The 12874-nt window shown below is 60.0% G+C and carries 12 protein-coding genes; 3 read left to right on the forward strand and 9 right to left on the reverse strand.

Annotated elements, in window-relative coordinates:
- Window positions 1-8: 8 nt before the first annotated feature.
- Window positions 9-977, reverse strand: coding sequence for a LysR family transcriptional regulator (locus JZX88_RS20555; protein WP_065115396.1), 969 nt, complete (start codon window positions 975-977; stop codon window positions 9-11).
- A gap of 149 nt (window positions 978-1126) precedes the next feature.
- On the opposite strand from JZX88_RS20555, the gene JZX88_RS20560 reads away from it, so the two are divergent.
- Window positions 1127-1744 carry an FMN-dependent NADH-azoreductase gene (locus JZX88_RS20560; RefSeq protein ID WP_065115395.1) on the forward strand — a complete coding sequence of 206 codons (618 nt, stop codon included), beginning with the start codon at window positions 1127-1129 and terminating at the stop codon, window positions 1742-1744.
- A 42-nt stretch (window positions 1745-1786) separates the two neighbouring features.
- On the opposite strand, the gene JZX88_RS20565 is transcribed toward JZX88_RS20560, so the two are convergent.
- From JZX88_RS20565 to ilvA, 3 genes are all read right to left on the reverse strand, one after another.
- Complete coding sequence (locus JZX88_RS20565) at window positions 1787-3052, reverse strand: diguanylate cyclase (protein ID WP_110759245.1); 1266 nt, start codon at window positions 3050-3052, stop codon at window positions 1787-1789.
- A 117-nt stretch (window positions 3053-3169) separates the two neighbouring features.
- A complete protein-coding gene (locus tag JZX88_RS20570; RefSeq protein ID WP_065115393.1) occupies window positions 3170-3481 on the reverse strand; it encodes an HlyU family transcriptional regulator in 312 nt (103 codons plus the stop codon).
- Between the two features lie 74 nt (window positions 3482-3555).
- Complete coding sequence (ilvA, locus tag JZX88_RS20575; protein WP_110759247.1) at window positions 3556-4830, reverse strand: threonine ammonia-lyase; 1275 nt, start codon at window positions 4828-4830, stop codon at window positions 3556-3558.
- 80 nt (window positions 4831-4910) lie between these two features.
- Here ilvA and JZX88_RS20580 point away from each other — a divergent pair, with 80 nt between their 5' ends.
- Both JZX88_RS20580 and JZX88_RS20585 read left to right on the forward strand, forming a co-directional pair.
- On the forward strand, window positions 4911-6368 hold the full coding sequence (locus JZX88_RS20580) for a TrkH family potassium uptake protein (protein ID WP_065115392.1): 1458 nt from the start codon (window positions 4911-4913) through the stop codon (window positions 6366-6368).
- Window positions 6369-6465: 97 nt separating this feature from the next.
- The gene (locus JZX88_RS20585; RefSeq protein WP_003521591.1) at window positions 6466-6720 is read left to right on the forward strand and encodes a heavy-metal-associated domain-containing protein; all 255 of its coding nucleotides are present in this window, start codon (window positions 6466-6468) and stop codon (window positions 6718-6720) included.
- 339 nt (window positions 6721-7059) lie between these two features.
- Here the strand turns inward: JZX88_RS20585 and JZX88_RS20590 are convergent, their stop codons facing one another.
- The 5 genes from JZX88_RS20590 to JZX88_RS20610 all read right to left on the reverse strand — a co-directional run bounded on the left by JZX88_RS20590 (window position 7060) and on the right by JZX88_RS20610 (window position 12840).
- Window positions 7060-8553: an ABC transporter substrate-binding protein gene (locus JZX88_RS20590; protein WP_206914577.1), complete on the reverse strand. Its 1494-nt coding sequence runs from the start codon at window positions 8551-8553 to the stop codon at window positions 7060-7062.
- A gap of 216 nt (window positions 8554-8769) precedes the next feature.
- Entirely contained in the window at window positions 8770-9780 is a 1011-nt protein-coding gene (locus JZX88_RS20595) for an ABC transporter ATP-binding protein (protein WP_065115390.1), read from the reverse strand.
- A 13-nt stretch (window positions 9781-9793) separates the two neighbouring features.
- Window positions 9794-10861 (reverse strand): ABC transporter ATP-binding protein, encoded by a 1068-nt coding sequence (locus JZX88_RS20600; protein ID WP_174029257.1) that lies wholly within the window; start codon window positions 10859-10861, stop codon window positions 9794-9796.
- Window positions 10862-11000: 139 nt separating this feature from the next.
- Window positions 11001-11906 carry an ABC transporter permease gene (locus JZX88_RS20605; protein WP_174029256.1) on the reverse strand — a complete coding sequence of 302 codons (906 nt, stop codon included), beginning with the start codon at window positions 11904-11906 and terminating at the stop codon, window positions 11001-11003.
- Complete coding sequence (locus tag JZX88_RS20610) at window positions 11896-12840, reverse strand: ABC transporter permease (RefSeq protein WP_065115387.1); 945 nt, start codon at window positions 12838-12840, stop codon at window positions 11896-11898. Before JZX88_RS20610 ends, JZX88_RS20605 begins: the two co-directional genes overlap by 11 nt.
- Window positions 12841-12874 lie beyond the last annotated feature (34 nt).

Below are 12874 nucleotides of genomic sequence, written 5' to 3' on the forward strand. Positions count from 1 at the left end.
AGCCGATGTCACTCTGCGGCGACAGCAATATTCCTCTGCTTGTTCGCCTCCAGCATCCCACTGAAATCCTTGTGGTTCGGGCAGGCTGACAGGCGCTGCTGGAAAGCTTCGGCGAGCCACTGACCTGCGGGACCTGCGGGTGAATCCACCCGCCGCAGTGCAAAGAGTGGATATTCGCCCTGTTCATAGGCTTCGAGTTCAAGGGCCTTCAGGCTGCCATTGGTCAGGTCGTTGCGGACGATCGATGCGGGCAGGCCGCCCCACCCCAGACCGCCCTTGATCAGCTGGTATTTCGTGGCGATATCGCTCACCCGCCATGTCTTGTAGGAAAGCACATTAAAATCGCGTCCTTTCGTGAGGCCCGAAGCATCGGTGACCACGAGTTGGACTTCCTCACGCACATCCGCCAGGGCCAGCGGCCGCTCGATCTGCGCCAGTGGATGATCCGCAGCGACGACCGGCAGCATGAAGGAATGGCCGACTTTTTCGACGACCAGTTCATCATCCTGGCGCATCAGCGCCCCGCCGATGCCGATGCCCGCCTTGCGGGAGAGCACCATCTCCATCACCATACCCAGCTCACCGACATTGAGGCTGAGGGTGACAGTGGGGAATTGTTCGCGAAAATCCCGCAGAACCGCAACGACGGCTTCCGCCGGAACCATGGTGCTGATGGCGACGGACAGTTCCGCTTCAAGCCCCTGCTTCAGCCCCTTGGCGCGGGCGCGCATTTCCTGCAGGCCGGCGACAATGCGCCTCGCATCCTCCAGCATGGCGCGGCCCTCATCCGTCAGCTTCGGCTGGCGCACGCCGCTGCGCTCGAACAGCGTCACTTCAAGCTGCGCCTCGAGATTGGCGATGGTGTAGCTGACGACCGACTGGGCGCGATTGAGCGCCCGCGACGCGGCCGAAAAACTGCCGGTCTCGGCAACCGTCAAAAATACCTGCAATTGATCGAGCGTCGGGTTCGCGTCCATGTCCCATCCATTTCATCGATAGATTGTTTCCATATTATCACAGTTTTCTTGATGGCAGTAATTTTTCATATAGAGCGCAAAGGAAGGGCATCGTGCTCTCCCGCCCTCCCAAGGCGCCCGTCAATTCATCGCATATGCAAGGAAAGACCATGTCCAACATTCTTCTCATCACCTCCAGCCCGCGTGGCGACGAATCGGTTTCGAACAAGTTTTCCGGTGAACTCGCGAGCAAGCTGAAGGCCAAGTCTGCTTCCAACACCCTTGTCCACCGCGATCTCGCCGCCGATCCCATTCCGCACCTCGACACCGTCAAGACGGCTGCAATCCGCAAGCCGGCCGACCAGCGTACCGCTGAAGAAGCGGTTGCGGCTGAATATTCCGACAAGCTGGTTGCCGAGCTTATGGCCGCCGACACCGTCGTCATCGGCACCGGCCTCATCAACTTCAACATCTATTCCGGCCTGAAGTCGTGGATCGACAACGTCGCCCGCGCCGGCCAGACCTTCAAATACACCGAGACGGGTCCGGTCGGCCTCGCCACCGGCAAGAAGGTCTACATCGTGCTTGCCGCTGCAGGCGTTTATTCCGAAGGCCCAGCCGTTTCGATGAACCATGCCGTTCCCTACCTCAAGACCGTTCTTGGTTTCATGGGCATGACGGATGTGGAAGTCATCTACGTGGAAGGTCTGGCGTTCGGCCCGGAAGCCGTCGAGAAGGCCATTGCCGCCGCTGGCGCCAAGGTTGCCGAACTGGCACAGGCCGCCTGAGGCACATTGAACGGAAGGCTGATGCCGGCGGGATTGCCGGTATCAGCCTTCCCACATGCCAAAACGGCCGTGGACCTGGTCCCGGCCGTTGTTTTTTGCCGCATAAAGCCGCGCATCGGCTTCTGACAGAAGCGCGCGGAAAAGCTGCCCGTCCTCGAAGGCCGTGGCGACACCAATGCTGACGGTCAGCGGCGAACCATCCGGCCGCTGCAGGTCCGCAAGGATCGCAGCCCTGAGACTGGCCGAAAAGGCAAGGGCCGCCTCATGCGCCATCGCCGGCAGGAGCGCCACGAACTCCTCACCACCAAAGCGATACAGATGGCCGTGCGGATGCACCGTGCGTTTCAGCACGGCGGCGAATTCCCGCAATATCTCGTCGCCCTGCAAATGCCCGAAGGTATCGTTGACGGTCTTGAAGTGATCGATGTCGACGATCAGCACACTGACCGGCCGTTGTTTCTCCAGACATTCCACGACGACCGAGGGCGCATCGAGCTCCATGCGGGCGCGGTCCGACACACCCGTCAGCATGTCGCGGCCCGAGCGGGACAAGAGCTCCTCGTAGCGCTCCCTGAAAGTCAAATCATTGAAGACATCGGCAACGCTGCGGCGTGTCAGAAAACGTCCCTTGGCCGAGGTCAGCCAGAGATAGATGGCAAAGAGCAGCGAATAGATCGCAACCGCCGCCATCTTCGCCTTCCAGCCGTCGTAGAAGACATCGACCGGCGCATTGAACAGGAATCGCAGAACCCCGTAAAAACCGGCCTGGTCGAAGCTGAGGATGACGACGCCGCAGAGCGCGAAGCGCAGGACGATATGGCGCTGCAGATAACGCCCCAGCTTTTCGTAAAGCAGGATGATGGCGATGGCGTCAATGTAAAGCAGGCTGGTTCCCCAGACCATCAGCGCGCCCATCTCATCGAGAAAGCCGGCACTGACCGACTGTCCGGGAACGATCGCCTCCGTCTGATGAAAATGGATGATCTGCGCCATGATGACGGTCAATATATTGCCGAGAAACAGGCCGTAGATCGGCTGGCGCACAACGGCCGCATCCTCGCGCATATAGAGCATGAGGATCATCATCAGCTTGCCGGCAAAAAGGATGGAGGAACCGGGCGAAGCGACGCCGAACGGCAGGCCGACATAAAAGACGGCGGCCAGATAGGTTTCCATGAAATGCATGACGCCCAGCGCGGTGAGAAAGACACCGATGCCGAGAATATGCCGGTAATGAAGGAATGCCGTCATTACCGAAAAATAGACGATGGCCTCCGTCAGAAAGAGGGCCAGATTTGCCCATTGCATCGGCGCACGCCCCGTCGATCCACACCGCGCCGGTCTATCGGCGCGACTCCATGCCCTTCAAGGACGATAGGCCCAAGCAACCAACGGAATCTTAATGTCCGAGGGAAGAAAACGTCATCATTTTCCTGGGAAAAGCGATGAACCGTTCTGGTCGATGATCAGTTTCGCCTTGCGGATCGTGAACTCCACCGCATCGTCCAGGCTGGTGAAGACATCGGCACGGACGAATTCATGCACCAGCACTTCCTCCCCGGCCTTTTTCTCGATGCGGCCCGCGAGACGGAACTGGCCGCCTTCCTTGATCGGCGTCGCGTAGATCAGATAGTCGCCATGCGCATGCGGCTCCACCTGAGCGGTCTTCTGCGGCGCATCGGAAGATGGTTGCCCCGAGCCGAAGGCCGAGAGGATTTTGGAAAAAAACGATGCCATGGCTTTCACTCCCTCAATCTTGTCACGTTTGAAGGGCGGAGGTGATCCGCCCTTCCCTGCCGTTCGCTTTCCGATCAGATGATCAGGTTCGACAGGATTTCGTTTTCGGTAATATCCTCATAACCGAGACCGGCGGCCTCGAAACGCTCCAGCAGTCCTGCGAAATTCTCCTTGGCGCTGGTTTCAATGCCGATCAGGATCGAGCCGAAGTTGCGGGCCGATTTCTTCAGATATTCGAAACGGGCGATATCATCGTCCGGACCGAGCAGGTTGAGGAAATCGCGCAGCGCGCCGGGGCGCTGCGGCAGGCGCAGGATGAAATATTTCTTCACGCCGGTGTAACGCATGGCGCGTTCCTTCACATCCGGCAGGCGCTCGAAATCGAAATTGCCACCGGAGACGACGGCGATGACCGTCTTGCCTTCCAGCCTCTCGCGACCGAGCTTTTCCAGCGCGGCGATGGCGAGCGCCCCCGCCGGCTCCAGCACCACGCCCTCGAGGTTCAGCATCTCGATGATCGTGACACAGATGGCGTTTTCCGCGATGAGCATCACCTGCTCGGCCGGGAAATCCTTCAGTGCCTTGAAGTTCAGGTCGCCGATGCGGGCAACGGCTGCGCCATCGACAAAATTGTCGACCTTGGTGAGCGTCACCGGCTCGCCGCGTTCAAGGCTCTTCTTCAGGCTGGGCGCGCCTTCCGGCTCGCAGAACACGAAGTTTTCCCTGTCGACCGTGCCGGCCAGAAAACCCGAAAGGCCGGCCGAGAGACCGCCGCCGCCGACCGGCATGACGACGATGTCAGGCTTCGTGCCTTCCGGCAGCTGGTCCATGATCTCGGCGGCGACAGTCGCCTGTCCCTCGATGATATCCTCATGGTCGAAAGGCGGCACCATATAGCCGTCATTATCCTCGACATGCTTGCGCGCAGCCGCATAACACTGGTCGAATATATCGCCCACCAGACGGATGCTGATGAATTCGCCACCGAAGATACGGGTCTTGTCGATCTTCTGCTGCGGCGTCGTCACCGGCATGAAAACGACACCGTGAACGCCGAAATGACGGCAGGCGAAAGCAAAGCCCTGGGCATGGTTGCCGGCGGAAGCACAGACGAAAACCTTGTCCTTGCCAGCCTTCGCCACCGCCTTGCGGAGAAAGTTGAATGCGCCTCTAATCTTGTAGGAACGAACCGGGGACAGATCCTCACGCTTCAGCCAAATCGACGCGCCATACCGACGGCTGAGATGTTCATTCAACTGCAACGGCGTTTCCGGGAATATCTCCCGCACTTCCCGCCGCGCTGCCTCCACAAGCTGCTTGTCCACGATTGTCAATCCATTGAAATTCATAATGGCACCCGCTATGCCATAGGAAGGCGTCGGAGACAAAGACTCATTTCAGCGCGGCCACGAACTCTGGGTTTCATTTCTTGAACAGCAACCTTCTGCGCTCGGTCATTTATGTGGCGTCCATCTTCGGGCTCTATCTCGCGACGGCCATGTTCCTGCCCGCGCTGACGGATCTTTATTACGGCAATGACGACTGGATGGTGTTTGCGCTGTCCGGCTTTATGTGCGGCGGCTTCGCTCTCGCCTGCGCGCTCGCCACCCGCGGGCCGATCGCGTCCTTCAACAAGCGTTTCGGCTTCCTGCTCGTCAATATTCTCTGGCTGGTGTTTTCCATCGTCGGTGCGGTTCCGCTCTACCTGTCACAACTCGACCTGACGCCCGGCCAGGCGCTGTTCGAATCCGTCTCCGCCATCACCACGACGGGATCGACCGCGATTTCGGGCCTCGACAACGCGCCGCAGGGCATTCTTCTGTGGCGGTCGCTTCTGTGCTGGCTGGGCGGCATCGGTATCGTCGCGCTCGGTCTCTTCATCCTGCCGCTCCTGCGTGTCGGCGGCATGACCTTCTTCCGCATGGAATCCTCCGACACGGGCAATGACCGGCCCTTCGCGCGGCTGGCAAGCTTTACCCGGGCCTTCGTGGCGATCTACATTATCATGACGCTGGCCTGCACCATCGCTTATGATTTTGCCGGCATGTCGCATTTCGATGCGCTGAACCATGCCATGTCGACGGTCGCGACCGGCGGGTTTTCTACCCACGACGCCTCTTTCGCCTATTTCAACAATACCGCGCTGCTGTGGATCGCCACCATCTTCCTGATCTTCGGCAGTCTGCCCTTTTCGGTCATGATCCTGCTTGCGGTGCGCCGCCGGCTGGAGACGCTGCGCGACCCGCAGATCGCCGTCTTTCTCGGCTATCTCTGCGCCATCTCGATTGCGGTCGGCGTCTACCATCATTTCAGGAACGGCGTGCCGCTGGACGACGCGCTCAGCCATTCCTTCTTCAACATGACGTCGATCCTGTCGACCGGCGGCTTCGCCAGCGATGACTACACGCTCTGGGGGCCTTTCGTTGTCGTCGTCGCCTTTTTCGCCACCTTCATGGGCGGCTGTTCCGGCTCGACGGCGGGCGGCATCAAGGCCTACCGTTTTCTCATCATCTTCAACGTCGTGCGCGCCGGTCTGAAGAAGCTGATCTATCCGAACGCCGTCTATTCGGTGCGTTATGGCCAACAGGTGGTCGATCCCGATACGATCAGGACGATCTTCCTGTTCGTCAGCTGTTTCATCGCGCTGTGGATCGGCGGCAGCCTTGCCATGAGCCTGATGGGTTATGATTTCCTCACCGCCACCTCGGCGGTGGCGACCTCGCTTGCCAATGTCGGCCCCGGCATCGGGCCGATCATCGGACCGGCGGGCAATTTCTCCACCATCAGCGACCCCGCGCTTTATCTCCTGTCGGTCCTGATGCTGCTCGGCCGCCTGGAAATCCTGACGGTTCTGGTGCTGCTGATGCCGATTTTCTGGAAGAACTGAGATCGCCTCACCTGCGTGAATAAAGCGCTTGACCTTCCCACGTTGGAATAGTCCAGGCTCTCCCGGTTACGAATTCCCAACCAAGGAGAACCACCCCATGTGCACCGCTCACCAGCATCATGCCGAAACCACCACGGCACCGGTTGATGCAGACCTTTCTTTCCATGTTGAAGACATGACCTGTGGTCACTGCGCCGGGGTGATCAAGGGCGCGATCGAAAAGACCGTTCCCGGTGCCGCCGTGCATGCCGATCCCGCAAGCCGCACCGTCGTCGTCGGCGGCGTTTCCGACGCGGCCCGTATTGCCGAAATCATCACCGCCGCAGGCTACACGCCGGAAGCACGCGCCTGATCGAAAGAAATGCCGGCGGCGCGTATCCCCGCAGCCGCCGGATCATCCTGCCTGCCCCGCGTCACGCTGAATTTGTGTGACGGATTTTGGACGATGCCTGCGCTCGTCCCTCCTGTCTTCGCAGACAGCAGATGCCCTCTCCTTTCGCCAGTTCTCCACCTTCCAGCTACCGCGTGATCAGGTTCCTGATCGCGGGAAATCCTTTTCACGGCGCGGAGGTGCCATGGCTGGACGCGGCCTCACGGACGTCATGACCGAGGAGAGGCTCTCCGATTTGCCATAAAAAGACCCGGCTCTTTCAAAGCCGGGTCTCCCTGTTATCGACAATATCGCGCCAGCTTATTTCGTTGCGAGATCCTTGGTCATGACAAAATAGTTGAGCGGATGGGGCCTGTAGTTTTCGAGCTTGGCCGAATAGGCGTCGAACACGGTCTCATGGATGAGGAAGACGGAGACGGCTTCGTCGTAAATCTTCTTCGCCGCTTCGCTGTATATGGCGTAGCGACCGGCGGGTTCGGCCGTGGCATAGGCGGATTTGATCAGCTTGTCCGTCGCCTCGTTGCAATAATGCGAGATATTGTAACTGCCGCCGCAGGTATAGTCCGCATTGAGGAAACCGGCCGGTTCGGCGACATCGGTGGCATAACCGCGCGACAGCAGTGCCATGTCGAACTTGCCGGCCAGAAGGTCGGGTTCGATCGCGCTATAGTCAGCCACGCGGACATCAACCTTGATGCCGAGTTCCTGCAGCTGCGCCTGAATGATCGCCGCGACATCCTTCAGTTCCGTTTTTGCCGTGTAGGCGAGCAGCGTGACCTTCAGGCTGCCGGGAGCCACTCCCGCTTCCTTCAGCAGGTCCTTGGCCTTTTCCACGTCATAGGCGGGCTTGTTTTCTTCGGCGGCCCAGGGCTCACCCGCCGCAAAGGGCATGGCCGCACCCTTGACTGCGCCTTCATAGATGCTGTCGGCGATGCCGCCCGTATCGATGGCGGCCTGGATTGCCTGACGCACCTTGAGATTGTCGAAAGGCGGCCTGGAATTGTTCAGCAGCAGTTCCGTGATGCGGGGCGACGGGATCGGCGCGACCTTGACGCCGTCGGTGGATTCGATTGTCTTGACGGTCCATGGCGGAACGAGGCGCGAAATCTGCGCTTCTCCGGTTCGGGCCTGGGTGGCACGGGTGTCGGCATCGGGAACGAAGTTCACGCGGCCACCCGCAAGCTTCGGCATTCCGCCCCAGTAATCGTGATTGGCGGTCAGTATCATATGTTGGCTGGGATCAACTTCCGTGATCTTGAAAGGTCCGGTGCAGGTTCCGACCGGATCGACCTTGCCGTCCTTGTAGGCGGCGGGTGCGAGAATGGAGGTGGCGGGGCTCGCCATCTGTGCCGGCAGCAACACCGAGGGCTCGATCGTCGTTATCCGGACGATATCATCGCCGCCGGCCTCGACCGAGGCGATCAGTTTGGGCGAAAAGGCGCGGGCCGGAACCGGAGCCTCCAAAAGATTGGTAAGAGCATTGACTGCGGCCCTGGCATCGAGCGCTTCGCCGTTCTGGAATTTGACGCCCTTGCGCAGTTTGAATTCCCACACCTTGGGGTCGGTCTGCGTCCAGGATTCAGCCAGACTCGGCTCCAGTTTCATGTCGTAACCGACACGTATCAGGCTCTCGAAACATCCTGCCCGCGAGCCGAGATAAGCGTCGTCGGACGCCATCTGCCAGCCGGTCTTCACCCCGAAATTATCGTCATAGGTAATTGTCGCGGCCTTTGCCGCATCGGCTCCAAACGAGGCCACGATGGCGCATGTCGCCCAAAGTGCGTGCTTCATCATAGAATATTCCCCTTTTATTTTTGATGATAATGCTCACAATCCATTTATCTTCACGAATTTTCCGATTAAATATCCTTAAGTCGCAAGACAAAAGAATATCCATCCGAATATCATTCATTTTACGTTTCTATACTCGAAATATAATTCTGATATTAAATCTCAGACGCACGATTCATCTGTTTTTACCAAGGCGCAGAACTGTAACTGCTTCATGCTTCAGCCCCATTCGCGCCAGTGGTGGCAGCGTGCGAAATGCTCACCCGCAACACCCTCCAGAACCGGCTCCTTTTCGCCGCAGATCGGCGTCGCATATTTGCAGCGGGTGTGAAATTTGCAGCCGCCGGGAGGGTTCAGGGGGCTCGGCAGATCACCATCCAGCAGCATTTCCGGCGCATAAAGCCCGGTTTCATCCAACATCGACGAGGCGATCAAAGCCTTGGTGTAGGGATGTTTCGGCGCACGAAAAAGCTCTTCCCGGTCAGCGATTTCAACGATCCGCCCGAGATACATCACCGCGATGCGATCGCAGAGATAACGCACCACGCGCAGGTCATGGGAAATCATCAGAACGGTCAGGCCATGACGGCGTTTCATGTCCATCAGCAGGTTAAGAATCTGCGTGCGCATGGAGGCGTCAAGCGCCGATGTCGGCTCGTCACAGACAAGGAAGCTCGGATTGAGAAGCAGAGCGCGGCCGATGACCACACGCTGTAACTGTCCGCCGGAACACTGGCTCGGGTAACGGTCGAAAAACGATGAGTCGAGGCCGACCTCTTCCAGCATCCTGAAAACGCGCGCCGTGCGCTCCTCACGCGTGCCGATACCATGCTGGGCAAGCGGCGCCTCCATGCTCTGCCCGATACGCATGCGCGGATCGAGCGCGGAATACGGATCCTGAAACACCAGTTGCACGACACGGCGCATGCGCCGCAGCGTCTCGCCCTGCATGTGCAATATGTCGTGTTCGCCGATGCTGACTTCGCCTTTGGTGGCGTGGGTCATCCGGGTGATCAGCCCGGCGACGGTGCTTTTGCCGCATCCGGATTCGCCGACGAGGCCGAGCACCTCACCCTCGCCGATGGTCAGGGACACATCGTCGACGGATTTCACCACCCGGTGACCAAGGCCGGATATCGGATAATATTTGCAGAGATTCTTCGCAACCACGTAAGGCCGGCTCTCGCTGCCAGCCATTGGCGGGTTCTCTCTCATCGCTGTCGATAACATGACGCCCTCTCCTTCAGCAGACCGCATGGCTGGCATGATCATGACCGGCGTGGTCCTCGCCAACTGCCCAGCACCGCGCCTTGCGGCCCTCCGGCAAGGCATTCAGGTCCGGTTCGGACGCCATGCACCGGCTGCCCATGCCGGCCGCCTTGGCGAGCGAACAGCGCGGATGAAAACGGCAGCCGCAGGACATGTCATGGGCCTGCGAACTCGATCCGGGGATCGTCAGCAATTGCCCGTCGCTGTCGGTGGTCAGAAGCGAGCAGCTGATCAGCGCCTTGGTATAGGGATGTTGCGGCGCCTTGAGGATCGCCTGCGTCGGCCCTTCCTCAACAATGCGGCCGGCATACATGACCGCGATCCTGTCGGCGAAAGCGGCGACGACCGACAGATCGTGGGTGATGAGCAGGGTTGCAAGCCGACGCTTGCGGCGCTCGTCATCGAGCAGGCGCAATATCTGTGCCTGGACGGTGACATCGAGAGCCGTCGTCGGCTCATCGGCGATCAGCAGTTGCGGATTGCCCGAGAGTGCCGCGGCAATCATGACACGCTGCGCCATGCCGCCGGAAAGCTCATGCGCGAAACATTGCGCCCGCGCCGAAGGGTCCGGGATGCCGACATCTGACAAAAGGCCGACAACCCGGTTGAGTGCGGCGTGCCGGCTCATCTTGCGGTGAATCCACAGCGGCTCGGCAACCTGCGTCCTCACCCGGCTGGTCGGGTCGAGCATCGCCTGTGGCTGCTGGAACAGCATGCCGATATCGGCGCCACGCAGCGCATCGAGTTCGGAGGATGAAAGTGCGAGGATATCGCGCCCGGCAAAGGAAATGCGGCCGGAATTGATTTCCGCGCCCTGCGGCAAAAGCCGCATCAGTGACAGGGCCGTCATGCTCTTGCCGGAACCGGATTCGCCGACGAGAGCGACAACTTCCCCCGCATTGACGGAAAGGGTGAGGCCCGAAATGACAAATTTACGGCCATTTTGCGCCGGCACCGAAACGTGCAGGTCCTCAATCTCCAGAAGCGGTGCGCAGTCGGGAGACATGGCCGTATTGGCATGCGTCTGTCCTTCGATATTCATAAGAGTTCCCCTTATTTTTATTGAATCGGAGGCATTTGCGTATTTTCATGCGGCTTCAGACGATATTACTCTCCTTCCAGTTCATTCGCCTCAGCCATGTTTGACGATGATCAAGCCGGTCATTGCCTGTCGGCAGGCGTCAATGACCATTCTGTTTTTTGGTCTCCAGGTTCAGCCCGTGGCCAATCCATGTCACGCTGAGCGCCGACAGGAAAATCGCCAGACCGGGGGCGATGACGAGAACGGGCATGCGTTCCGCATAGGCCTGCGCATCGGCCAGCATCAATGCCCAGTCGGCGGCAGGCGGCTGGACGCCGAGGCCCAGAAACGACAGGCCGCCCACCGTGATCAGCTTGTGGCCGAAGCGCAGGAACGCCACGGCCGCAATCGGCCAGATCGTGTTCGGGATGATATGCCGGAAGATGATGAAGCGCCGCGTGCAGCCGAGCACTTCCGCCGCGCGGATATATTCGCGTGAATTGATCGACAATGTCAGCCCGCGCGCCAGCCGCGCAAAGGGCGTCCAGCCAACGATTGTCAGCGACGCGATGAGCGTTCCATATCCCGGGCCGAAGATGGCGACGAGGAAGATGGCGATCACCACGTCCGGTATGGCGATGAGCAGGTCGACCACGCGCATCAGGACCTCATCGAGAATGCCGCGGCTGCGGCCGCTGATGATGCCGACGAAGGTGCCGATGGCGACCGAGAGAATGACGGTGATGGCGGCAATCGTGACCGTGAAACGACCGCCGATCAGCAGCCGGCTGAGCACGTCGCGCCCCAGATGGTCCGTTCCCAGCCAATAGGTGGCGCTTGGCGCATTCAGTCGCAGGCGCAGGTTCTGCTGTGCGGGATTGTAGGGCGAAATCCACGGGGCGACGACCAATAGCAGGATGATGGCGAGAAAGATCGCCGATCCCGCATAGAAGGTCCAGTGTCGCCGACGGATGAAGTCGGTGAAACGGGAGAGCGTCGAGGGGCGCTTGGGCGTGGTCATCGGCAAGGCGGCGGCTGTCGCGGCTGGAAAGTGACTAATGGTCATGGTGACCTCGCATGGCTGGATTGATCAGGACATAGAGGCCATCGGCCAGGGTATTGATCAGGATGGACAGGGCGACGATGCAGATGAACCCGCCCTGCAGCATCGGGATGTCCCGATTGACCACCGCGTCATAAAGAAGCCGGCCCATGCCGGGGATGGCGAAGATCACCTCCACGACCACCGATCCGCCCAGGAGGCCGGCAAGCCACAGGGCGAAGAAGGTGACCACCGGCAGCGAGCCGTTGCGGATGCCGTGGCGCATGACCGTGCCATGCATGCCGAGCCCGCGGCTGCGTGCCGCCGTGATATAAGGCGCACGCAGAACCTCGGCCATGGCGGCACGCGTCACCTGCGTGAAATAAGCGAGCGGGCGCAGCGTCAGGGTGAGAGCCGGAAGCACCAGGGAACGCCAGCTTTCCCATCCCGCTGACGGCAGCCAGCCGAGATAAAGCGCAAAGACCAGCGCCGACATCGGCGCAAACCAGTATTCCGGCGTTGCGACGAATGTCTGGATCATCAGCGTCGCGAAATTGTCGAGCCGTCCGCCCGGGCGCATCGCGGCCAGCGTGCCGAGCGGCAGGGCGACGGCGACCGCGATTGCCAGCGCCGTCAATGCCAGTGTCACCGATACGCCGAGCGAGCGCAAAAGCTCGCCGGCCACGGGCTGGCTACTGGTGAAGGAGAAGCCGAGATCGCCGCGCAGCGCACTGGACAGCCAGGCGAAATATTGCACGTAAAGCGGCCGGTCGAGACCGAGGCTCACCCTCAGCGCCTCCACCGCATGCGGATCGAGAGCGGTATCGCGCATGCGCGAAAACAGGATGGTGCGGGCCGGATCGCCACCCGCCATATAGGGCAAAAGAAACGCGATGACGGAAACGATGGCCAGCATCAGGCACAGGATAAGGAAGCGTTGCAATATCTGTATCCACATGGCCCGGTTTCCTTCACCGCAATTGGCGTTTGCT

The sequence above is a fragment of the Agrobacterium sp. OT33 genome (assembly GCF_017313365.1).
GTDB classification, from domain to species: Bacteria; Pseudomonadota; Alphaproteobacteria; order Rhizobiales; family Rhizobiaceae; genus Agrobacterium; species Agrobacterium rhizogenes_A.

What these genes read in the sequence shown, in the direction of transcription:
- JZX88_RS20555 (WP_065115396.1), bottom strand. Translation starts at nt 977, where the DNA reads ATGGACGCGAACCCGACGCTCGATCAATTGCAGGTATTTTTGACGGTT.
- JZX88_RS20560 (WP_065115395.1), top strand. Translation starts at nt 1,127, where the DNA reads ATGTCCAACATTCTTCTCATCACCTCCAGCCCGCGTGGCGACGAATCG.
- JZX88_RS20565 (WP_110759245.1), bottom strand. Translation starts at nt 3,052, where the DNA reads ATGCAATGGGCAAATCTGGCCCTCTTTCTGACGGAGGCCATCGTCTAT.
- JZX88_RS20570 (WP_065115393.1), bottom strand. Translation starts at nt 3,481, where the DNA reads ATGGCATCGTTTTTTTCCAAAATCCTCTCGGCCTTCGGCTCGGGGCAA.
- ilvA (WP_110759247.1), bottom strand. Translation starts at nt 4,830, where the DNA reads ATGAATTTCAATGGATTGACAATCGTGGACAAGCAGCTTGTGGAGGCA.
- JZX88_RS20585 (WP_003521591.1), top strand. Translation starts at nt 6,466, where the DNA reads ATGTGCACCGCTCACCAGCATCATGCCGAAACCACCACGGCACCGGTT.
- JZX88_RS20590 (WP_206914577.1), bottom strand. Translation starts at nt 8,553, where the DNA reads ATGATGAAGCACGCACTTTGGGCGACATGCGCCATCGTGGCCTCGTTT.
- JZX88_RS20595 (WP_065115390.1), bottom strand. Translation starts at nt 9,780, where the DNA reads ATGTTATCGACAGCGATGAGAGAGAACCCGCCAATGGCTGGCAGCGAG.
- JZX88_RS20600 (WP_174029257.1), bottom strand. Translation starts at nt 10,861, where the DNA reads ATGAATATCGAAGGACAGACGCATGCCAATACGGCCATGTCTCCCGAC.
- JZX88_RS20605 (WP_174029256.1), bottom strand. Translation starts at nt 11,906, where the DNA reads ATGACCATTAGTCACTTTCCAGCCGCGACAGCCGCCGCCTTGCCGATG.
- JZX88_RS20610 (WP_065115387.1), bottom strand. Translation starts at nt 12,840, where the DNA reads ATGTGGATACAGATATTGCAACGCTTCCTTATCCTGTGCCTGATGCTG.